This window comes from Endozoicomonas sp. (genome assembly GCF_051008435.1).
In the GTDB taxonomy this organism is placed as follows: domain Bacteria; phylum Pseudomonadota; class Gammaproteobacteria; order Pseudomonadales; family Endozoicomonadaceae; genus Endozoicomonas_A.
In genome coordinates this window covers 1-22,927 of sequence record NZ_JBPCXO010000448.1, presented here as the reverse complement: position 1 = coordinate 22,927, position 22,927 = coordinate 1, and the positions used below count along the sequence as shown (strand labels likewise).

The window sequence follows — 22,927 nt, the reverse complement described above, 5'->3', positions numbered from 1 at the left end:
GCCAGCACCCCGCCCGACAAATAGATGAACTGATTCCGCGGAATTGGAAAGAGCGCTTTGGAAAAAATCCGTTAAAAGCACCTCTGGACAAGTAGGGGGAGTCTGGGCTCTGTTTGACCGCTTACGTTTTAGGAACCGTGAGCGATATAAGACAGCGATCTACTTTCATCTCGGTGGATTAAATTTGTACCCCGCTGGTATACATCGCTGAAAATAACCCACTTGAAAAAGGGAAGAGCCATTTTTTCTTGACATGGCATGACTTAACAGTCGGAAAAACCGAGTTTATTTCACCTCCCTGAAACCCATAATGAGCCTAGTACCCCGTCCGGCTCCATTTGATAGGTTCAGCGAAAGCCAGATCCTTCAGGTCAAGGCGTAGCTGTGCAGGAATACCGGGGTCTTTCAAACAGCTGCAACGCGGAGCTGAAGGCTCTGGCTTTCGCCCTTCGGGTGGTCACAAGCTCTTCGAATATCCTCAACTGAGAGAGCTGCAAGTACATTTAATGAGTAAGCGTTTAATGAGTAAGCGTTTAATGATCCTCACCTTAGTGAGCTGAAAACAAGAATATATCATTGCTAAAAGGGAGTTGTGTTCCAAAGTTTAAATTAAGACCCTGAAGCAGGTGATGCAAATTTTGAGGATTAGAGTGATCAAAGTTAATATTTGATAGTATATCTGCGAGCTGGCCCACTGGAGTCATCAGAGGTAAATGGGTGACTGCCTCATTAGCTGCTTGCAGGGCATACATCCAGTGGTTCCCATGCATATGAATAAGCAGTGGCAAACCATTTAGAGAAGAATCGCTGAAGGCATGATTCGAGCCATCAGGGTTGAATTGCATAAAGTGTGATGCTCCTGTGTAAGCTGTACCCTCAGCATTGAGTGTCGGTAGTTGGGCTATAAACGGTGTAGCAGAGGACAAAAGTTCCGACAGGGCAACGGCGGCGGTATTAAGCAATGAGTCCATTCCCCAAACATGGCCCAGGGCGACACAATCATGGCTGGAATAAGCTATAGCCTGTCCAAGAGCCCCTACTGCGTATTCAAGTTCTTCCAAGTTGACATAATGATGACCATCGATGTTGGTGTGTATTATGGGCTGAATCATCTGTTGTGTAGAAAAACTCAATCCATAAGCCCACGGGAGATTCTCACTACTGTTAAGTACAATCTGTTGATGAATCGCGTGAAGCTTCCTGAACATGGTGTGTAAAAGCTGATGTAATGAAACGCCATACATTTTTGATAAGGCGTGATACATGCACAAACCGTCCGCAGGCACATTATGAAGATCGTAACCCGGTGGTACTAAATAAAATGGAACCACTACCTGCTTTACCCTCTGTGGATGAAATGAAAGAAGGTTTTTTTTCCTTTTAACTTTATTAATCACACTCAAATAATGCCGTTTAGCTTTATGGGCTGCTTCCGGAGTTCGGTTAGGCCATTTTAAGTCCCGTATAGTTTTCAGGGGCTGGACCACATCAATAGAGAACTTTGCTGCTGTTTCTATAAGAGTTTGGGATTCTTGCAAGGAACTGAGAGGAGAGAGGGATGGATCATGAAGTGCCAGCCATTTTGAGTGAGCCAGCCATTGCAGTGCTATGGCCTTTTCTGAGAGAGGTTCATCATTTATTCTATTCAGGGCTTCAAGATACAACCCGGTCATTTCTTCTATGTCAGCATGTTGGAATGTCGGGGTGAGTAATTGTAATAAACGACCATTTTTACGGTCTAGTTCGTAATACAGCTCTGAGATAGATTTCAGATCAGGAATTGAGCCGGAATAGAGCTTTTGTTTTTTGGCCTCCGCTAAACCACGTACCAACATTCTATCAAAGAAGCCAACCATGGAGTCACTAGGGTTGAACTCTGTCAGTTCTTCAGGAATGCTTCGGTAGAGCTGGTGTAAATGGTCTGTATCAGCGTCATCCGTTCTAGCCTCTCTGCGAATTTTTTGCAATCTTTTATCCAGAGCCTTGCCTTGAGCTGATGCCCTTATATTCGTTACCAATTCCATTGATTCATTGTATGAAGGAATTAGAACGGAAATACCCAGTTGGCTTAGCTCGTGGGCCACAGCTATAAGGTATAATGACAAATCATACTCTGTACCTACACCCTCTTCATACCCACTAACAAATTTATAAAGCAAATCGGTGGCTTCCCTTTCTCTCCCAAGGTCGGTAAGCATCAGGGCGAGTTGTTCATGCAGTACTGGCAGAGCTCGTGATGCATAAGCAGTGCGAATATAATTCTGAACTGCTGTTACCTGCGCTTCCATCTTTCCTGAATCTAGCCAGCGCTGACGAGAGCGGGAGATGACGGACAGGGAAAACTCAATGATGGGTTCGCGCATATTCCAGGGAGTGTCAAATGTTTTCTCAAACATCATATCCTCTACCTGATGCCTTGAACTCTCAGGCCAGCTTGTCAAACTATCATCCAACCTTTCCCGTAAAGGTAAATATCTGTTTGACATGGTATGAACCTGCTTCCTCATTGAATCCAGCTGTGTTTTGAATACACCCTGTAGTCTATAAAGTTCTCTGTGAGAACTATATTCCGGTCCATGGCTTGCATTACTAGAATCATTCCAGTAAGTATTAAAAATAACGACCAGTTGGTATATTTCAAAGATATGGTCAGCTTCTTTATAACGCTGCTGACTGACCAGATAAGCAATCATCTGCAAGAAAGGCAGGGGGTGAGAGTAACCTGTGAGAATAGCGTTACGATGAAGTTTTTCTTTTTGAACCGGATCGTCAACACTTAAAGCCTGAACCAAATACTTAATGCTATTACGTGCCGGTAGCTCTTCAATTGAGGCCAGTACATCGTCAAGCCATATTTCATTGTAACCTGGTAGGCCAGAATCATCGTGATCTTCCATTTCAAAAGCCTCCGCCAGCATTTCTGTAAGAACCTCTGAACCGTGATCCAGCCAATTCACAGTCGGCCATGACGTCATCCAGTGTGTAATTTTTTGTTGTGCTTCAGGTTTATTCTTTGCGATACCGGGTAATGAAACCCAAAGCTGAAACAGCTTTAAGGACTCGGAAAAAAGCCTGTCATTCGTAGCGATATTTTGATGCTGAAGTCCAAAAATAGTGCTCTCAAGACTTTCGGCCGCCAAAGACGGTTCACCCTTCGCCAGAAGGAAACAGGCTTTTCGATGTGCCTCCTCGACTGTATCTCGTGTAATCTGAGAAAACGTCAAATCATCAGTGAGCAAAGGTTCATGAGTGGGCGTATTGGGAGTGACGTCTTCGGGATCATTGTACTCTGAATCCGAAGGAATACTTTCTGTTTCAGTATTTGCACATTGAGAACACAGTTTCTTTAGTTTTCTTTTGCATTTCTTCAAAGTAATGTTAGCTTTATCACAAGCCGCCATAAATATTATTACCTGCCCGGATTTTGAACGGGTTCGTTTTGCAATAGGTTGATTATCTGTATCATCTGCCTTTATGTGAAAGGCATCTTCCAGGGCGCGTTTTTGACCCGCTTGAGCTAACCCAACATGGAATCCACCTATTAGCAAGAGAGAAATGAAGACCGTTAGCAAGAGAGAAATGAAGACCCTTTTTTTATTCATAATATAGATTTCCTCAATACAAAATTATAAGTAGCTGCTCTATGAGCCATGGCGCTGTCAAAGACCATGCTTACAGATTTTTGGCTTTGTTAAGCATTCAAAGTAGCAGCCCACGACTTATTTTCAAAAGTAGAGGTGGCACCAATGATAGACACTGCGCCACTTGCGAGCTTTTTGTAGGCTGAGTATCGGTCACACACCAGCGTACCTGATCCGTCACCAATGACAGACTCTGGCACAACTGTCGCACGAGAATCTTCGATGCTGAAGTAAACCACCTGGTCACAGAGAAACACCCAAAGCCAGTGCTTGTGGGAATCTGTCTTCTCATGTCCCCAGACAATCCACCGAGTTTCATCGGCATGCCACTGATCGCTTCTGGCTACGAACTCCCGAATAGCTTCAGCAACAGGCTCGAAAAAGGGCGTTATGACTCCCTCTCCAAAAGAAATGGTGGCCGGTGAAAGGGGCAGTGCTTTGACTTCAACCTCAATCACGTCGCAACCAGCATCATTGAAAAAGGGCTTGAAAGGCAGGTGACAGGTTGCACAACACTGTTCGTTTACCGGTAAATTCACAGACTCATGTACCACAGGCAGATTGTTATGAAGATTGCAACCATTGCCAGGAACTCCGGGTTGGCGACCCCGTTTACGATCTGAAGGTGGGCGGGTTGTATTGCTGCTTTTCCTGCTGGAAGCGGAGCTGGTTTTCTCAGACTTGCGACCAAAAACCAGGTGCTTCATGTGCGCCAGTTCTGATTTCAGTTCAGTAATCTGGGCATTCAATTCTGCTGTAGCGTTTTTATGCTTTGTCGTAAGTGCGGAATGTTTAGCCAGTGCTTTTTGCTCTCAGTCACAAGCCCCCTTCCACATGGCATGCCACTGGTTAGCTTGCTGTTTAAGCTGGATGGGTTCCTGCCTGGTCAGGATGACCTGCGAGGCAGTAAAGGGGCAGGCGTTAATGCAGAAGTCGTGTCTGATCCTTCAGTATGAGCATTTGGCATCCTTTAAAAGTGAATCACCTGATCAGACCACGTCATTGGAACTGTTATACCAGATTCCAGTCAGAGCTACGGCTTCAATGTTGCAGGTATCATTCCCACTCTGGTATGCAGCATTTGCCGGCTCCATTGCCCGTCAGTTCCCCGCTCTCCAGCCCATGCTTCAAAGCTCCCTGACACCGATTGTTCAGCTGCACAGGGGCTGGATGTACAGCACCATGATGGAGGGAGTCATGGAGACCGGCCTATTAAAAGCCCCTCAGGAATACTTAACCAGGCAGCTCAGACCCGAAATCCAACTGCCCATAAAAGGACAATACCCGGTCTTTCTTGAAGACTCCTGGCTAGCCAGACATTTCAAAATGACGGTGACCACCCACTATTTCCAGAAACCTGCATTAAAAATTGAACGCTTATCTGTCACCACTTCACCGGTGAATCATGTCTGGAGTGATCTTTATCAAACGTTGGAGCGACATCAGATCATAAGTCTCAGTATTACAATGGATCATGATGACCCTTATGAGCCAAAGCTCAATGTATTGCTGGATCACCAGAAAGTGGCAGATTCTCTGACAATCCCGGTCAGAACAGAACAATCCTACTGCTGGGTAATGGCCGTTTTGAACGACGACTGCCAACAATCTAATGCGGCCTATTACTCATTGTTTCAACCTGAAGTCCTGAACATTTTGCACCAGCACCTTCACTGTCACCTTGAACAACAGGATGCTTTGAAACCCTGCCTGTTAGCCATTGCTCCGGGAGCTATTCGCCCCTCAACGTCTACTGGCTCTGGCTATCATCAGGTGCTTGATCTCAGGCAGCACTCATCCGCTCATTGGCTGACCTGGGCAAGAACCCGCCAACCTTCAGACTGGGCGGGTATTCTGCTGCTGGCTACAGCAGATAATGAACCTTCCTATTTATATCAGCTAGCGCAAAGTGATGACGTTGAGCAACAGTTTCAGATTATCTCGTCCCAAAGATACATCGGTTCAACCCATATCAATCAACTGCTCAACGGTATTCAACTCGCTGCTAATACAATGGCCTACACACACTTTGAGAGCTGGATTTCTGGCATTGCCAGCAATCGTCACTCCTATTCTGGCAGAGTCGCTGAACTATTTGTCTGAGGATCTGACCTGGCGGGAATCGCTGAGAAGATCAGAGCAATACTATCAACAGCAAGCCGCTGAAAGGCTAATGCAAGTACTGAACGAGATAACTCTGGCCAAAGGGAATGAAGCTATTGATATTGTCCGGCATAAACTGCTCTCTGAGAATCTTCCCGATCAAAAACTGCTAACGACCTACAGCCACCTTCCGGAAACAGCCCCCATTAATTACATCTGGGTCGGTAGCCTGCTTCCTGATCGCTATTTGAGAAATATTGAAAAAGTCGCACAGCTCTGATGATTCTCGGGCCTGAAGTCATTGAAAAAAACAGTCAGACATCAAGCCTGGGCTACACCAAAGAAATGGAAGGTATGATCTACCTGGACACAGATATTCCTGTAGAAACACTGCCCGCTGACTTTTCCAGCCTGAAAACCCCACTTGGTATAGCACTTGAGAATGAGAACAATGACCGTATGGCTGTCGCCCACGACCACCATCCAGTGATGATCAAATATTTGGAGCAGCAGCTAGAAAGAATGAATGCGGCCCAGACGAAAGAAACCCTGACCTCCATGAAATGCCAGTACCGAACAATGCAGGGCAGGTACGACTGTGAAAGTCTACGCAGCCAGCTACTAGATCAGGTCATTATCTCTGCTGGTCCCCCGGTTCTCAGACATTCCATCAACTTGTTAGCCGGGCTGGATACCCATCAGCAATATCGCAACAACCTGCTCAGCCATCGAGCTACCCAGCGTCTGGACGAGTATTTTGCACACACACTGCTTTCAACCTTTACCTGTGACGCTCTGCATTGTGACGCTCTGCATTGTGACATCAGCTGGCTGGAACCAGACTCTGCACCTTTGTTTACGGTTACCTGGCGACCAAAAACATTACCAGCAAAGCATGGATTCAGATCCTGGAACTGGTTCCAGATCAGAGGAATGGCCACCAATACTTTCCTGATAACTGGCTCTGATAATGACAGGGGAAGTAGGAATCAAGCCATCAGACAGCAGATTCTGGAAATACGCTCCAGACCTGAATACCTGGATTCGATCAGGGGTAAAACAGACGAGGTTTATGCACTGATGAAACAGAGCTTTTCGAAAGAGCGATTGCCCTTTGCTTTTTCAGATGATTATTCAGCACTGATCATTGATCACTCTACAGAGGCCAGCTCATCTTCCGAATCCTGTCCTGAATGCAGGATACTGGAACAGTTTCCAGAACACCTGACGCCCGATCCGATCACCGCAGTAGAGTTTTTAAGGGTGCTTTATCAATTTGAAAAAACGTCAGGGATTGCTGAGCAAGCCCTGCTTCAACTTCTGAAACTCTGAAATTCTGAAATTCTGAGAAGAGTGGTATGGAAAGTGGCATCATGACAGATCACCACTTTCCGGACGAAATCAGCCCGTTCCGCCTACCGTAATTTCATCAATCTTGAGTGTGGGCTGTCCAACACCAACGGGCACAGACTGGCCGTCTTTACCGCAAACACCAATACCCGGATCCAGCTCCAGATCATTGCCCACCATGGATACCCGATTCATGACATCGGGACCATTGCCTATCAGAGTTGCGCCTTTCACTGGCGTGGTCACCTTGCCATTCTCAATCAGGTAAGCTTCACTGGTCGAGAATACGAACTTGCCAGAAGTAATATCTACCTGACCGCCTCCCATGTTGGTGACATAGATCCCCTTGTCCACACTGGCAATAATCTCACCCGGGTCACTTTTACCTGCCAGCATGTAGGTATTCGTCATTCGTGGCATGGGCAGGTGAGAATAAGACTCACGACGTCCATTACCTGTGGGAGCAACGCCCATCAGACGGGCATTGTGCTTGTCCTGCATGTAACCTTTCAGAATGCCATTTTCAATCAGAACCGTTGACTCTGTTGGCACCCCTTCGTCATCCATATTCAGGGAGCCTCTGCGACCTGTCAGCGTTCCATCATCAACAATGGTACACAATGGTGAAGCGACTCTTTCACCAATACGGCCTGCATAAGAGGAACTGCCTTTGCGGTTGAAATCTCCTTCCAGACCGTGCCCTACCGCTTCATGCAGTAACACACCAGACCAGCCGGGAGCCAATACCACCGGCATAGCGCCTGCAGGAGCAGCAACCGCTTCCAGATTCACCAGTGCTTGTCGCACGGCTTCACGGGCGTAGCTCAAACCTTTGTCATTCTGAATGAACTGCAGATAATCACTACGGCCACCGCCACCGGCAGAACCGCGCTCAATACGGCCGTCCTTTTCAGCTATAACACTGACACTCATGCGTACCAGAGGCCGAATATCCGCCGCCAGAGTACCGTCTGAAGCTGCAACCAGCACCACTTCATGAACACCGGCCAGACTGACGTTTACCTGCTTAACTCTGGGATCCGTTTTTCTTGCTTCCTGATCCACCGCTTTAAGCAGAGCTACTTTATCTTCACGACTCATGGAATCCAGAGGATTATCGGTTCCGTACAGCGCCAGTGGCTGACTGCGATTCCAGGCCTGAATCTGATGATCCTGCCCCAAGCGGGCAATGCTGCGGGCGGCACCGGCAGCCTGTTCCAGCGCCGGTAAAATAATTTCGTTGGAGTAGGCAAAGCCGGTTTTTTCACCGCTCATAGCCCGTACACCCACCCCCCGGTCTACATTAAAGCTACCTTCCTTGATAATGCTATCTTCCAGCGACCAGGCTTCATGGCGTGTGGATTGAAAATAAAGATCCGCTGCATCAACCGAATGCCCAAGGATACTGTCGAGCACCCTGCCCAGTTCGTTGTCACCGATATTTGTCGGCGCCAGCAAATGGTTTCGCGCCTGTGTAAGAATGTCGGTCATAGTTTATTCAGGCCTTTGCTATTATCCACAGTCTGCCTCCTCATCAGGTTGGCAGACTTACATCTAGGGTATGGCAACCCCTATATTCCGTATACTGTCAAAATGGCTGCCATCGTTATGGAATTGTCACACCTCTGGACAGAAAAAGCATGCCTATTTTTATAACCCGGAACATTCATAAAGCCATTTGGATCCAGATCAAGGGCATGAAAAAGGGGGAATGCCCGGAATTCTGTCTCAGGGTTTTTTCCGCTTGGGAATCTCTGTCTTATCAGGCTTTCTGGCTTTACTGGAAAACAGCTGATCCAGAGTCACCTCCGGATTATCAAAAGAGCCTTTGATGCGGTAGCGAATACTGGCCAGTTGATCCACTTGCTTGCCCACCAGCATATCGGCCAGATAAATCAGACCGGCCACTTGGGGTGCGGTGCCTAACAATACACTGAGTATGGGTAAGTTAGACGACACAGGAAGTGTTACGACCAGACTCATATCCATATTTTCAGTAACAGTATCAACATGCCCATCCAGCTTGAAGTCTGACGATGGACCGGTTATTTCCAGTGGTTGATCAAAGGTAATAATACCTTCGTCAAATCGCACAACTCCATCAAGGCGGTCAAAGCTGATCCCTTTCTTATAGAGGTCAGAAAAATCGAGACGCAGACGCCGGGTCAGCGCTTCCATATTCAGAATACCAAACAACTTAAGGGCTCCAGCGCCTCCCTCAAGCTTCTGCAAGGTTCCATTTTCCAGCTTGAGACGAATACTGCCTGTCAGCGACGCCATATTGATATCCAATGGCGAACCTTCCCAGCCTAATTGTCCCTGAATCGTCGTTTTCTTTGCTGAAACGAAAGGAGTAATACCCAAAGCTTCCTGCAGAGCCTGAATACCAGACCCGGTCAAGCGTTCGTCAATGGTCGTCCTGTGCTGCCCATTTACATAGATCCAGTCCAGATCCCCGGACAACTCCATTTTCTTAAGACTGACCTTCAGATTATCTATGCGCTTGCCCTCAGGGAAAGGTCTCAGTCCAAACGAGACCGACCCCAGGTCTCTGTTACCCAGCTTCAGAGATTCTATGGAAATATCAGCATCAGGCAGTTCTGTGGGTCTTATATGCTGGAGCACATCGACAGATTCTGCAGTGGATTTTTCCTCTACCTGGTTTCCGAAAAAATGCAGCTTTTTCAGCTTAAGCTGATAAGGCTGCTGAGGATTCCCAGGTATCAGCAAGTTGCCGTTAATTTTGTCACTGTCTAAATCAAGCCGTGTGCCACCTGGCTCATGAGCCAGGTTAAACACCAGATGATTCAATGTCTCTTTATCAAAAAGCAGCTGATCAATTTTCAGTTGCTGAACTTCAACCTGGCTGACCAGAGTCTTTTCGGTTTCATCACCCGGCTGACCTTCAAACTGCTGTTTCCACGGCATCAGATCCAGCTCAGGAATATGACCTGTAAGGACAATTCTGTCTGGCTTCATCGCGGGCAACGAACCTTCGCTTCCCAGAAGAGCGACCGCAGATTGATACTTGAACCCTGCACCAAACTGAATTTTGGCCTGCCCGGTCCCTTCCAGAATAAGATCCAGTTCGTCACGATCAGCGTATTGATTAAAACGCAGTTCGAAAGGTGCCGTCTGTTCCGCCGCAATCTTCAATGGCGCCGGCAGCTCAAGTTCCATCCCTTTCAGGTTACTGGTGACTTTCAGCTGTATATCCGCAGGTTTGTCACCCAGTATCAATTCCCCTTTGTAACGACTGGCGCCTTCCAGAAAACTCAAGGCATCCAGCTGCAGCCATTGCTGAAGGGCATCAGAAGAGACTGAGCCATCCCAGTTAAAATAGACTTTAGGCTCAGTTTTATCCGTTACATCCGTGTAGACACTGGCCTCCACAGAATCACCCAGAAAACGGCCTTTCACCTTTTCTGCGGACAAGCCGGTTTCAGTACTGAAATTCAGGTCACCCTGAATATCTTCAATCTGAATATCCGCAGCATCAATCCCGAAATAGGCACCGGATGTTTCAATACTGACGTCCACTGACGTATCCAGGGCATGCTCCAAAGGTATTGCCAACCGGAGGCTGCCATCCAGGTCTCCACGAATCGTCCACTTTTTCGCTTCGCCCTTCAATTCCTGATCAATGGGGGTCTGAGTCAACAGTTTTTCAAGATCCTGACCGGTAGCAGCTACCTGACCGGAGATCTTCAAGTCCAGATCTTTATCCAGTGCCAGGTTGGCCTCAATATTACTGAGTTTCGCCTTCAATGATCTGGCCGACTCCATATCGACCTTGATCGTATCGTTATCCACCCAGACTTGCCCCCGGGCATCATAGACTTCGGGCCAGTCGGGGTGATAATCCAGCCGGGCTTTATCAACATCGAAATAAAGTCCCCACTTCACATCGTCAGACCCTTTGTCTTCCAGGGAACCATCGTAGGTAAAACGTCCTTCATAGACATCTGCCCCTTTGATACTGGTATCAAGCCACTCGACAAGTTCTTTTGAAAGAGTAGGTAGCTTGCTGGGCAGGTATTTCGGAGCGTAGCTGGCATCACCATTTCTCATGCCCACATTAAGATCCATAACGATGGGGTTAGGTCCATCCAGCGGGATATCCAACCTAAGGGTGCCACTGAGATCACCTTCCGGTGCTTTTATGGTGATATCGTCACTGCTCAACTGGTAAAGATTTTCCTTATCAAGCACATCCCAGCTAAGCTTTGCTTTTGCACTGTCAAACTGCCAGACATCCCGGAACAGCTTTGTCAGTCCTAAGCTAAAGCCTTCAGATTCCAAATCAAAATAGCCACTGAACGTGCCCATTTTTAGTCGACCATTGACGTTAGCTGCAGAGGGCGCGCCTTCCCAGGCATCCACAGAAACACCTTTCAGGTTCGCAGAAAGCTCCAGCCGCTCCCGCAACGGTTTTTCGGGATAATAATGGGCAGAAATCTCATTCAGCTTACCCGCCGGGTTCAGAATAGTGAACAGTTCATCAGCCAGTTCAGGCATAAGCCGGGTACTGATCAGGAAAGATTTAAGTGCCGCCAGATCAATGGAATCCACCGAAGTGGTGTAAATTGATTCTTTCTCCCTTGAGCCATCAAGTTGAATGTTTAGATCAAAAGCCTGCTCGCCAGAGGTGAATTTCAAATTTTGCAGTCCCAGCTTCCAGTCTGTGCTCTCGACCAGATAGGCACTGCTCAAAGAAAGCTCAGTGGAAACGGAAGCTTCAGGTAACACTTGTTGATCGTTCTGATAAACAATGGAAGGCAGATTTAAATCGCCCTGCAACTGCCACTGGCCATCCAGATATTCCCACTCGGTATCAAGATTCAATAGAGCAGTCTGCAACTGAACAGAGCCTTGTGGAAGCAGCGCACACCAAGGTGCCAAATCCAGTCCATCGACCGTAATCAGCCCGGACCAGGCCATATCGCTTCTCTCAATCCCCTTGCCCAGCGCCTTGAACTCAAGGGATCCCTTCTGGGTGACTACCTGGGTTTGAAGATGCTTGAGTGATGACTCTTCAATAATGGAAAAGTAACGGGTATCGAGAATCAGCGGTTCGCTGCCAAAAGGCTGCATCGTGAAGGAAAAGTTAGTGACATCAATGTATTCCTGAAGCTGCAACAATTTCAGTGCTTTCTTCAGATTGAATCCCTGACCGTCGTCACGGATGTACTGAATGCCCCTGAGTGACCAGATACCGTCACTGTCACTTTCAACCGCCAGGGTCACACCGTCTGCTTCCAGATAGGAGAAGACCGGAGCCCAGTTCATCAGGCTGGCTTTCAGATCCATCTCAAGATTGAGCCGATGAATGGCAAAGCCAGGGGCTTCAGAGGTATTCCCCTGAAGTTGCAAACCCTTGATGTTAACAGTGGGCCTGCCGCCGGACCAATTAGCATCCAGTTGATCGACAACAAAAGAGGTATCGAGTTTGTCGTTAAGATATTCAACAAGAGGGTCATGAAACAAAGACAGGGATCCGATAAAGATCCGGATCCCTGCCACCAGTAAAACAATCAAAAGAAGCGCCACCATTACCAGGCGGAAGCTCCATAAAGCGGTAGACTTGAGGTAAGTTACCAGCCTTGAATCGGACCTCATGAAATACCAGGCCACCTGTTTGTCATTGACGCTTTCCTTAAAGTGGAGGCAGGAGCCTACCCGAGATGCTCAAGCCTAAAGTTCAGTAGAACAAATCACAGCCATGAGCGGCTGTTCTTTCTCAACTTCAGGCCGAGCTATTGTTCCCGATCAGGCTCCTAAACCAGCACCACATCAAATTGTTCCTGGCTGTACATAGGCTCAACCTGGAAACGAATCGGTTTTTGAATAAATTCTTCGAGATCAGCTACGTTACTGGACTCCTCATCCAGTAAGCGATCCACTACCTGCTCTGAACCCAGTACGGTATAGCTCTGACTGTCATAAGCACGGACAGCACGAAGAATTTCTCTGAAAATTTCATAGCACACTGTTTCAGCAGTTTTCAGTGTGCCACGACCATCGCAGGTTGGACAGGGTTCACAGAGTACATTTTCCAGGGACTCCCGTGTCCTTTTGCGGGTCATTTCTACCAACCCCAGATCACTGACACCGGTGATATTGGTTTTGGCGTGGTCTTTCTCCAGCGCCTTTTCGTACGTTCTAAGTACCTGCCGCTGATGTTCAGAATCTTCCATATCGATAAAGTCGATAATAATGATTCCGCCCAGATTTCTCAGTCGAAGCTGTCTGGCGATGGCGACAGAAGCTTCCAGATTGGTTTTGAAGATGGTTTCTTCAAGGTTTCGATGTCCGACAAAAGCACCGGTATTCACATCAATCGTGGTCATGGCCTCGGTCTGGTCAATAATCAGGTAACCACCCGATTTCAATTGCACCTTGCGACTGAGCGCCTTGTTGATTTCATCTTCCACCCCGAACAGGTCAAAAATAGGACGTTCGCCCGGATAATATTCCACCCGTCCATCCACCTGGGGTACCAGCTTTTTGACAAACTTGGATACTTTATTGAATGTTTCCCTGGAATCAATACGGATTTTCTCGATATCCGGGTCAACCAGATCTCGCATGGTTCTAAGATGCAGAGGCAAGTCTTCGTAAATAGTGGACGGAGCAGTATTTTCTTTGACCGTTTCTTCAATGGTCTGCCATAACCTTCTCAGAAAAAGAATATCAGCCTTTACTTCCGCTTCGCTAATACCTTCAGCTGCCGTTCTGAGAATAAAGCCGCCTTTCTTTTCTTCGCCATCGTCCTTCATCCCTTCTTCAACCAGCTTCCTGAGACGCTCACGCTCATCTGCATCTTCAATGCGCAGAGATATACCTACATGATTGTTGTGAGGCATTAGCACCAGGTAGCGAGCCGGAATAGAGATGTGCGTGGTCAGACGGGCACCTTTTGTCCCTAACGGATCTTTGGTGACCTGAACGACCAATGATTGACCTTCGTGCACCAGCTCAACAATAGGTCGCTCTGATTGGTCATCGCTGTCTTTTTCATTGCGGGGAGCAATTTCACTGGCATGAATAAAAGCAGCCCTTTCAAGACCGACATCGACAAAAGCAGCCTGCATTCCAGGCAGAACCCGGACGACTTTCCCTTTGTAGATATTGCCGACAATGCCACGACTGCAGGCTCTCTCAATATAGATTTCCTGAAGTACCCCATTCTCAACCAGCGCCACACGCGATTCCATTGGCGTGATATTCATCAGAATCTCTTCACTCATTCCCTTCCCCTTGAACTGGTCAGGTGATCAGGAAACTGTCTAGAAGCGGGTCGACTCATGCATTTGAGCATCAATCCGATCTGCTCCTCATCATCATCCTGGCCTGCCAGAAAAACAAAAATACAAACTAAATACCTAAAATGTTCTGTCAGCCAGGGTGTAAAACTGTCTGACAGGGAAACTGTTATTCAACAGCCCCCCGAATTCTTTCATTGTCAGCTTTTTACTGACTGGGAATGCCAGAGATCAATGCCCAGGCTCTGAAGCAGATCGGCGGTCTCTTTCACAGGCAGCCCTACCACACTGGTGTAGCTGCCCGTCATAGTGTCGACCAGAACAGCGCCCTTTCCCTGGATGCCATAAGCTCCCGCTTTGTCCATGGGTTCACCGGTGGCCACGTAGGCTTCTGCAACCTTTCGGTCAAACGAAGTCATTTGCACCATTGTTCTAGATACTTTCACGGACAGATCATTACCATCAGTGACCGCAACGGCTGTAAATACCTCATGGCTCTTCCCACTTAATGACAACAGCATATCACAGGCTTGCTGCTCATTTTTGGGTTTACCGAGTATTTTCATTCCCAAAATCACCGATGTATCCGCTGCCAGTACGAGCTTGGGAGGCAACTGCTCCAGAGTAACCTGCCGCCATCCGGCCAGTGCTTTTTCTTCTGCCATTCGGGTGACATAAGCTTCGGGATCCTCATCCGCAAGCGGGGTTTCATCAATCTCAGAATGAACCTGCTGGAATGCAACACCTATCTGCTGGAGAAGCTCCTTTCTGCGTGGTGACTGGGAAGCCAGATAGATCATGATAAAAACAACTCCTTCACTCATTATCTCAGGCTTAAGAAGCTGCCCAAGTCTGCAGATGGAATAACGCAGAAAGTTATAGCCAGTACCTTGTCTGTCGAAAACATTAGTACATGTTACGGAACAGACTCTCACTGTTTTAAACGTACAGCCATGTGCCGTAAATGCAGGTCGCCTCAAAGTATAAAAATAGCTATAGAACCTGAGAGAGCTGCATTTTCAACGTAAATTGTACCGAGGCTTGAGTTAAAGCAAAAGACTCAGAGTGTGCAGATTCTCACAGACTGATAGTAGACAGCCACTTCAGGGAAGAAGATGAAAAACCTTATACCTCTACTGGTATTCTGGTTAGGAATGATCAGCCTGCCAGGACAAACGCAAGTGCTACCCGGCGGCCAGTTCAGCGTGGTTACTTATAACGTTGCCGGCCTGCCAAGCTGGATTAACAATCTCGACACAGACCGTTTTGAGCCCATGGGCGAATAGCTGAATGAGTTTGATATTGTGCTGATTCAGGAAGACTTCTGGTACCACGAATGGCTGGCAGCCAATATGGACTTCCCTTACATAAGCACCCCTAAAGTGAACACCTGGGGTGAGTGGTTATGGTTGTACCTGGTGAATGACGGTCTTAATCGCTTTTCGCGTTTCCCCATGACCGAAGTCAAACGACACCCCTGGGATAAGTGCCATGACTATAACGTCTCAGGCAGGAATGGCAGGAATGGCAGTGACTGCTTTGCTCGCAAGGGTTTTTCTTTCGCTTCTCATACCCTGACCGCTGAAAATGGTGAGGAAGTGAGACTGGATATCTACAACCTTCACATGGAATCGGCTCACACGGATGAAGGCAAGTTGATTCGCACCGTCCAGGTAGACATCCTGATTGAAGAAATGCAGAAGCTGTCCGGGAATAATGCGGTGATTCTGGTGGGAGACTTCAACTTCAGTAAAGGCAAGATGCCAGAACTCTATCAAAAGCTGATAGAGGAAACAGGATTAACCGACGCCTTCACTCCCCTGAGAAAAACAGAAAAGTGGACGGTGAACCGTATTTTCTTTCGCAGTAGCAATCAGTTGAAACTGACACCCGTGAAAGCCCAGACCCTGCGCTTTTATGAGGACGGAAGAACGCTTTCTGATCACTCACCAAAAATGGCTCGGTTCAACTGGCGGCTGGAAGAGTAATCATGTAACCCGATAGCTGCGTCTCAGATACCTCAAGACTGCAGACACCCATGGCCAGAAAGCAGCACTGGTCAGCGCCGGTGCCAGATACCAGAGTGTTGGCGGTGTTCTTCCCAAAGCACTTCGAATCCACAGATTCAGCAGCTGATAAAAGCCTACGATCACAAATACCATGAAAGCCTGCTGCCACCAGGGGAACATTCTCAGACGGCGGTGCAAACCCAGCACGATTACGGCCACCAGCAACAACCCCATAGAGTTCTGACCAAATGTTGTACCCAGTACAACATCCATCAGCAAACCGGTGAAGAATGCAAAAAACAATCCGAATCGTTCCGGCAGGGCCAGAATCCAGTAAAGCACTACCATGGCAACCCAGGAAGGCCTGGCAATGGATATCCAGGCAGGCAGGGGAACAATACTTAACAGAAAGGCTCCCAACAACGAGAGCCAGACAACCCAATGAGCATTCGCCTTTTGAATACTCATGAGCCCGTCTCCTGGTTGAGCTCCGGTGCCGACTCTGGATCAATTTCTTCATCAGCACGGAAAACCAGCAGAACGAAACGGGTTCTGTTCACTTCCGCCATCAACTGCACCTCAATCTTGGCAAAAGCATCACCCGGTGTATGCACTACTTTCCTGACTTTACCCAGGGGATAGCCCACCGGGAAAATTTGTCCAAGACCCGAGCTGGTCAACAGATCACCTTCCCGGATATCCACGGTATCAGGGATATGGACTAATTCCATGGAGTCTTTGCTGCCGGTGCCTACCGCTATGGCTCGATAACCACTGCGATTGACCTGAACAGGCACCCGACTGGCCGTATCTGTCACCAGCATCACCCGACTGCTGACTGGATTCACGGCAACCACCTGCCCCATGACTCCATTAGCATCGACAATGGCCTGCCCTTTAAAGACCCCATCGGAAGAGCCTTTGTTGATGGTAACAATATGAGCGTATGGATCTGGATCAACACCGATAATCTCTGCGACCAATACCTGCTCATCCACCAGCTCGGATGAATTCAGTAATTCTTTGAGACGCAGGTTCTGAGCGGTCAGTGATGCCAGCTTCTGAACTTTTTGTTCCAGAATAAGGCTGCGAGCTTTTAGCCGGGTGTTTTCCTCAAACAATTCACTGCGGGATGTCACTAATTCATCGGCGGTACTAAAAGCTCTGGAAGGTAAGTCAGATATCCACTGCAGGGGGGTGACCACCATCGTTAACCAGGAGCGGGCAGTTGAGAGATAATGGTAACGGTGATCAACAAACAGCAACGCAATACAAATAATCAGCAAAAAAACAAAGCGCGTCGCCAAAGACTGTTGCTGGCTAAATATCGGTTTAATGGCTGGCTCCTGTGATTTGCACGGAGAAGTCAATCTTTTAATTTTACAATGAAAATGCCGTTATCCTGAGCGCCGAAAAGGTATTCATGGCTCAGTCAGGCGGTATTTCCGACTCATGGCTGTTTGAAATCAGTACCCACAAAAACACTTCTTCATTTGCAAACAAACAAAGAACACTCATGGAATACATGACTGCCTATCACTATTAAAACATACTCAGCCCGGAGCGGAAGTAACTATTAACTGTTTATCTTCTAGCTGTTTATCTTCAGACAGGATAAAAATACAGGTTTCATTACAAACAACAGGCCAGGCGGAAACCGCTTGACCTGTTATTAAGCTGGAATAACTATCTTTGGAGCCTGATCAAGAAAAAGCAATCAGTCCGTGGACAGTAAATCCATGCGATGTTTGTCCATCATCTCCAGTGCTCGACCACCGCCACGGGCAACACAGGTCAATGGATCTTCGGCTACCAATACAGGCAGGCCGGTCTCCTCACTGATCAGTTTGTCCAGATCACGCAGCAGAGCACCACCACCGGTCAGCACAAGGCCTCGCTCGGCAATATCTGACGCCAGTTCCGGAGGCGATTGCTCCAGGGCGCTTTTAACCGCCTGAACAATCGCACTCAGGGATTCCTGCAGAGCATCCAGAATTTCACCGCTGTTCAGAGTGAAACTGCGAGGTATGCCTTCCGCAAGGTTACGACCACGGACATCTATTTCCATCAGCTCATCGCTGGGATAGGCAATAGCAATCTCCTGCTTGATGCGCTCTGCAGTAGAGTCACCAATCAGGCTGCCGTAGTTGCGACGAACGTAAGTCACAATAGCATCGTCAAAACGGTCACCGCCCACTCTGACAGATTCGGAGTAAACGACACCGCTCAAAGAGATAATAGCGATCTCAGTGGTACCACCACCGATATCTACAACCATGGAACCACTGGCTTCTTCAACCGGCAGACCGGCACCAATAGCTGCTGCCATAGGTTCTTCAATGAGGTAAACTTCACGGGCACCTGCACCCAGAACAGACTCACGAATCGCCCTGCGCTCCACTTTAGTGGATTTACAGGGGACACAGACCAGCACTCGCGGACTGGGCTGAATAAAGCTGTTCTCATGCACCTTATTAATAAAATGCTGAAGCATACGCTCACAGACATCAAAGTCTGCAATCACACCATCCTTCATGGGACGGATGGCAGTGATATTTCCCGGGGTTCTTCCCAGCATACGCTTGGCATCAGCACCGACTGCCACCACGCTTTTCTGAGTTCCCAGGTTTCGAATGGCCACCACTGATGGCTCATTCAGGACTATTCCCTTTTCGCGGACATAGACCAATGTATTAGCTGTTCCCAAGTCGATTGACAAATCGCTTGAAAACAAACCCCGTAACCTTTTCAGCATTTTCTGTATTACCTTGATTCAAGGCTTTCTGTAAATGCCGCAAACTCTATCAATGCACAGTACTCAGAGCAAGCAGCAATTCCGCAAACAACATTGGTCAAGCCGGGGCAATTCAGGGCCAAATGGGGGGGTTGCCACACAAGCCATTTAACACAGACCGTTGATTAACGTAATCCAGATGGCCTTTGTTCTCAATGGCCGCCATTCATAATTCGGAAATAAAGTGATAACTTTTGAACTTACGTTTCATTTTTTTCGAATCAGTTTTGCAGCCTGATGCCCCATTCAATAATTACATGCTATTCACACTTTATAAACAAAAGCCCAAACTTCAGGCTCTTTAAACGCTTATTTTTCAGATCCATCAGGAGCCAACAGCAATAGTACCATTATCGCAGTACTTCTCTATAACAACCGGTATTGATTTTGAGGTAGGCGTGTCACTAAACTCCCCCACACTGTCCAGAGGAACAAGGGGGTTAGTTTCAGGGTAATAGGCTGCCACATTCCCCCGGGGGAGGTCATATTCCATTAAAACAAAATCATCTACTTGCCTTTTTACCTGATCTGGCCAGAGCGATCGTATGGAAATGCGATCTTCATTCTCCAGCCCCAGGTCACGAATATCTTCTGCAGACATCATCAACACCCGCCTCTGACCGTAGACGCCACGGTAGCGGTCATCCATACCATAAATCGTCGTGTTGTACTGATCATGGGAACGTAATGTCTGCAAAACAAATATTGTCTGATCGGTCAACTCTATCACAGAGGCAGGAATGATGGACTCTGGTAATGGCCGGGACACGATAACCGCTTTACCTTCTGGTGTACTCCAGGCCAGGTCTCGGGCTGAATTACCCAGATAAAATCCTCCGGGTTGTCCGAGGCGTCTGTTAAAGTCAGTAAAGCCGGGAATGACCTTTTCGATCAGCTCTCTTATCAGATCATAGTCTTCCACCAGCCTCTGCCAATCGACGGGTTTTGCGGCCAATGTCGCCTGAGCCATACCGGCAACAATTTCCGGCTCAGACTTTAACTGATCGGATGCTGGCTTCAAAACTCCACCCGAGGCGTGCACCATACTGAAAGAGTCCTCCACCGTAATGGACTGCCTTCCCGATAGCTGCAGATCCTCTTCCGTACGTCCCAGGCAAGGAAGAATAAGAGACTCTTTGCCCGTAATAAGATGACTGCGATTCAACTTGGTGGCGATATTGACTGTCAAAAGGCACTGGCTCAATGCTTTTTCTGTCAGCTGGGTATCCGGGGTTGCGGCCGCAAAATTTCCGCCCAGACCAATGAAAACCTTACTTTGACCTTCCAGCATGGCACGGATGGATTGCACCGTGTTATGGCCATGCTCCCGGGGAAACTCCATGCCAAAGGCCTGATCCATCCTCTGAAGAAAAGCCTCTGCAGGCTTCTCATCAATCCCCATGGTGCGATCACCCTGAACATTACTGTGACCCCGAACCGGACAGGCACCTGCTCCTGGCTTACCCATATTGCCTCTGAGCAACAGCAGGTTAGTGATTTCGAAGACAGTAGCCACTGAGTGTCGATGCTGGGTGATTCCCATAGCCCAGGTACAGATAGCCCGCTCAGCCTGACTATAAACTGCAGCAGCTTCTTCCAGTGCAGACTGACTCAGCCCCGATTGCTCAACAATAAAATCCCAGGATGTGTTATCAACCTGTTCCAGATACTCATCCAAACCCGTTGTATGAGCTGACAGGAACTCATCATCAAACACCGGCTGGTGACCCGCTTTTCGAGCTGCCCTGTCCTCAGTCAGCATGGCTTTTACCATACCTCGAACCGCCGCCATATCACCGCCCAGATTTGGCGTGAGATAAAGTCCGGAAATAGGCGTAGACCCGTCCGTCAACATCTCCATGGCATTCTGGGGATTGGTAAATCGCTCCAGCCCTCTCTCTTTAAGTGGGTTGAAGCTGACGATTTTTGCTCCCCGACGCGAAGCCTTGTACAGCACATCCAGCATTCTGGGATGGTTAGTGCCAGGGTTCTGACCAAAGATAAAGATGGCATCCGCTTTTTCAAAATCATGAATACTGACGGTTCCTTTGCCAACACCGATGGACTGTGCCAGAGCAACGCTAGTAGCCTCATGGCACATATTGGAACAATCAGGAAAGTTATTGGCGCCAAAGCTACGGACAAACAGTTGATACAGAAAAGCAGCTTCATTACTGGCACGGCCCGACGTGTAAAACTCAGCTTCGTTCGGATGCTCCAGACCATTAAGGGTGTTGCCAATCAGGTCAAAGGCTTCTGACCAACTAACGTCTTCATAACGATCATCTTCCCTGTTGTAACGCATGGGATGAGTCAATCGCCCCTGATACTCAAGAAAGTAATCACTCTGTTCACGGAGCCAGCTGACACTGTGGCGGGAAAAAAATTCTGGCCCTACTTTTCGTGAAGTGGCTTCCCAGTTAACAGCCTTGGCGCCGTTTTCACAAAAACGGAAGACTTTATCTTCTCCGTCCTCACCCCAGGCGCAACCTGGGCAATCGAAACCGTTATCCTGATTGGTTTTCAACAGGGTACGGATATTTTTAACGGCATTTTCACTTTTCAGCAGATGTTTACCGGTACTGGCCAGAGCTCCCCAGCCACCTGCAGACCTTGTATAAGGTTTGAGCTTTTTAGCGCTCTCGGTATTCCTGTCAGTCATTAGACTCTTCTCCGGGAGCCTGACCGAGAATATTGCTTGAGCTGCAGGTCCATTAGAACGGCAGGCTCTCTATCCTCGATCAGGCTCCTTTACTGTAAAGGCGGGCTTCGCCCTGCCTTGAAATATGAATAAGGTTCAGATGATGGGTTCTGGCGGTGGCCACTGAAAGAGATGAAGGTGCTGCCAGTGTCACAAGCGTTCCCAAACGACATCGAACCGCTTTTCTAACCAGCTCTATGCTGCAGCGACTGGTCATTACGATACAGCTACTGGACAGATCTACTGATTGTTTTATAGCGGCCCCCAATAATTTATCCAGTGCATTATGACGTCCAATATCTTCACGGCAGAGAATGATATCACCCGTTTGGTTTAACAAAGCCGCAGCGTGTAATGCACCTGAATCGGCCCCCAATGGCTGCCAGTCCCTGATCCGTTGACGAATCCCTTGCAGATTCTCTCCAGGAGGCAAAGCGCTGCCAGGCAATAAAGCCAACGGAGAGAATGTGGATTCCAGTGATTCATGACCGCAAAGACCACAGCCACTTCGCCCCTGAAGGTTTCGCCGCCGTTTTTTCAGATTTTGAAAATCCCGTTGGGCAATCTTTATTTCCAGAACAAAACCCAGATCGGTCTGGGTAGAGCTGATTGAATAAATATGATCTGAATGGCTAACCAGCCCTTCACTGAGGGTAAAACCCAGGGCAAAATCTTCCAGGTCATTATCAGAAGCCACCATCACTGCATGACTGATTCCGTTATAACTGAGCGAAACTGCAACTTCATCGGGAAGAGGGCTGGGTAAAGGGCCAGAATAGTCTTTATAAATGAGTGTCATTTTTTCGGGCTGATGGTGTATGCAGAGTCGTTATTGGTTGATTGAAGTCATGCATCAGACGCTGCGCCTGTCAGTAGCTAAGCTCCTCCCCGCAAAGGCTGCATTCTATCGGAGAACCTTTTTCTGTCATAGTCATGATTGACATCCTCCCCGCGCTAAAGGACGGGGATTCCTACAGCTAGACGGTCATGCCCGACCGCAAGAATGTTTCTTGCTGCGTTTACGTCACGCAGATGTTCAGCTCCGCACTCTGAACAGACCCATT

The 22,927-nt window shown here is 48.0% G+C and carries 17 protein-coding genes; 5 read left to right on the top strand and 12 right to left on the bottom strand.

Features of this window, described 5'->3' with window-relative positions:
- Nucleotides 1-548: 548 nt before the first annotated feature.
- Together ACR2PX_RS22350 and ACR2PX_RS22345 are read right to left on the bottom strand one after the other, a co-directional pair.
- Nucleotides 549-3,602: a hypothetical protein gene (locus ACR2PX_RS22350; RefSeq protein ID WP_434001565.1), complete on the bottom strand. Its 3,054-nt coding sequence runs from the start codon at nt 3,600-3,602 to the stop codon at nt 549-551.
- Between the two features lie 89 nt (nt 3,603-3,691).
- Nucleotides 3,692-4,348 carry an IS66 family transposase gene (locus ACR2PX_RS22345; RefSeq protein ID WP_434001564.1) on the bottom strand — a complete coding sequence of 219 codons (657 nt, stop codon included), beginning with the start codon at nt 4,346-4,348 and terminating at the stop codon, nt 3,692-3,694.
- Between the two features lie 217 nt (nt 4,349-4,565).
- Between ACR2PX_RS22345 and ACR2PX_RS22340 the strand changes: the two genes are divergently transcribed.
- Genes ACR2PX_RS22340 through ACR2PX_RS22330 form a run of 3 tightly spaced genes read left to right on the top strand, consistent with a single transcriptional unit; the run spans nt 4,566 to nt 7,076 of the window.
- Nucleotides 4,566-5,744: a hypothetical protein gene (locus ACR2PX_RS22340; protein WP_434001563.1), complete on the top strand. Its 1,179-nt coding sequence runs from the start codon at nt 4,566-4,568 to the stop codon at nt 5,742-5,744.
- Nucleotides 5,692-6,024, top strand: a complete 333-nt coding sequence (locus tag ACR2PX_RS22335; RefSeq protein ID WP_434001562.1) for a hypothetical protein — start codon at nt 5,692-5,694, stop codon at nt 6,022-6,024. The genes ACR2PX_RS22340 and ACR2PX_RS22335 overlap by 53 nt, the downstream gene beginning before the upstream one ends.
- Nucleotides 6,024-7,076 (top strand): hypothetical protein, encoded by a 1,053-nt coding sequence (locus ACR2PX_RS22330; protein ID WP_434001561.1) that lies wholly within the window; start codon nt 6,024-6,026, stop codon nt 7,074-7,076. Before ACR2PX_RS22335 ends, ACR2PX_RS22330 begins: the two co-directional genes overlap by 1 nt.
- 69 nt (nt 7,077-7,145) lie before the next feature.
- Here the strand turns inward: ACR2PX_RS22330 and tldD are convergent, their stop codons facing one another.
- The 4 genes from tldD to ACR2PX_RS22310 form a co-directional block, all read right to left on the bottom strand.
- On the bottom strand, nt 7,146-8,585 hold the full coding sequence (tldD, locus tag ACR2PX_RS22325; protein ID WP_434001560.1) for a metalloprotease TldD: 1,440 nt from the start codon (nt 8,583-8,585) through the stop codon (nt 7,146-7,148).
- Between the two features lie 237 nt (nt 8,586-8,822).
- On the bottom strand, nt 8,823-12,713 hold the full coding sequence (locus ACR2PX_RS22320; RefSeq protein ID WP_434001559.1) for a YhdP family protein: 3,891 nt from the start codon (nt 12,711-12,713) through the stop codon (nt 8,823-8,825).
- Nucleotides 12,714-12,871: 158 nt separating this feature from the next.
- Nucleotides 12,872-14,344 carry a ribonuclease G gene (gene rng / locus ACR2PX_RS22315; RefSeq protein WP_434001558.1) on the bottom strand — a complete coding sequence of 491 codons (1,473 nt, stop codon included), beginning with the start codon at nt 14,342-14,344 and terminating at the stop codon, nt 12,872-12,874.
- 215 nt (nt 14,345-14,559) lie between these two features.
- Nucleotides 14,560-15,183 carry a Maf family protein gene (locus ACR2PX_RS22310; RefSeq protein WP_434001557.1) on the bottom strand — a complete coding sequence of 208 codons (624 nt, stop codon included), beginning with the start codon at nt 15,181-15,183 and terminating at the stop codon, nt 14,560-14,562.
- 291 nt (nt 15,184-15,474) lie between these two features.
- Here ACR2PX_RS22310 and ACR2PX_RS22305 point away from each other — a divergent pair, with 291 nt between their 5' ends.
- Together ACR2PX_RS22305 and ACR2PX_RS22300 are read left to right on the top strand one after the other, a co-directional pair.
- Nucleotides 15,475-15,645 (top strand): hypothetical protein, encoded by a 171-nt coding sequence (locus ACR2PX_RS22305; protein ID WP_434001556.1) that lies wholly within the window; start codon nt 15,475-15,477, stop codon nt 15,643-15,645.
- Nucleotides 15,646-15,663: 18 nt separating this feature from the next.
- The gene (locus ACR2PX_RS22300) at nt 15,664-16,347 is read left to right on the top strand and encodes a hypothetical protein (RefSeq protein WP_434001555.1); all 684 of its coding nucleotides are present in this window, start codon (nt 15,664-15,666) and stop codon (nt 16,345-16,347) included.
- On the opposite strand, the gene mreD is transcribed toward ACR2PX_RS22300, so the two are convergent.
- The 6 genes from mreD to ACR2PX_RS22270 form a co-directional block, all read right to left on the bottom strand.
- Nucleotides 16,348-16,836 (bottom strand): rod shape-determining protein MreD, encoded by a 489-nt coding sequence (gene mreD / locus ACR2PX_RS22295; RefSeq protein ID WP_434001554.1) that lies wholly within the window; start codon nt 16,834-16,836, stop codon nt 16,348-16,350.
- A complete protein-coding gene (gene mreC / locus ACR2PX_RS22290) occupies nt 16,833-17,738 on the bottom strand; it encodes a rod shape-determining protein MreC (protein ID WP_434001553.1) in 906 nt (301 codons plus the stop codon). The genes mreD and mreC overlap by 4 nt, the downstream gene beginning before the upstream one ends.
- A gap of 347 nt (nt 17,739-18,085) precedes the next feature.
- Complete coding sequence (locus ACR2PX_RS22285) at nt 18,086-19,123, bottom strand: rod shape-determining protein (RefSeq protein ID WP_034832180.1); 1,038 nt, start codon at nt 19,121-19,123, stop codon at nt 18,086-18,088.
- Nucleotides 19,124-19,487: 364 nt separating this feature from the next.
- A complete protein-coding gene (locus ACR2PX_RS22280; protein WP_434001552.1) occupies nt 19,488-21,824 on the bottom strand; it encodes an FdhF/YdeP family oxidoreductase in 2,337 nt (778 codons plus the stop codon).
- A gap of 79 nt (nt 21,825-21,903) precedes the next feature.
- Nucleotides 21,904-22,662, bottom strand: coding sequence for a formate dehydrogenase accessory sulfurtransferase FdhD (fdhD, locus tag ACR2PX_RS22275; protein WP_434001551.1), 759 nt, complete (start codon nt 22,660-22,662; stop codon nt 21,904-21,906).
- A 155-nt stretch (nt 22,663-22,817) separates the two neighbouring features.
- Nucleotides 22,818-22,927 (bottom strand): zinc ribbon domain-containing protein (locus tag ACR2PX_RS22270; protein ID WP_433997355.1); only part of this gene is annotated, 110 nt, incomplete at its 5' end.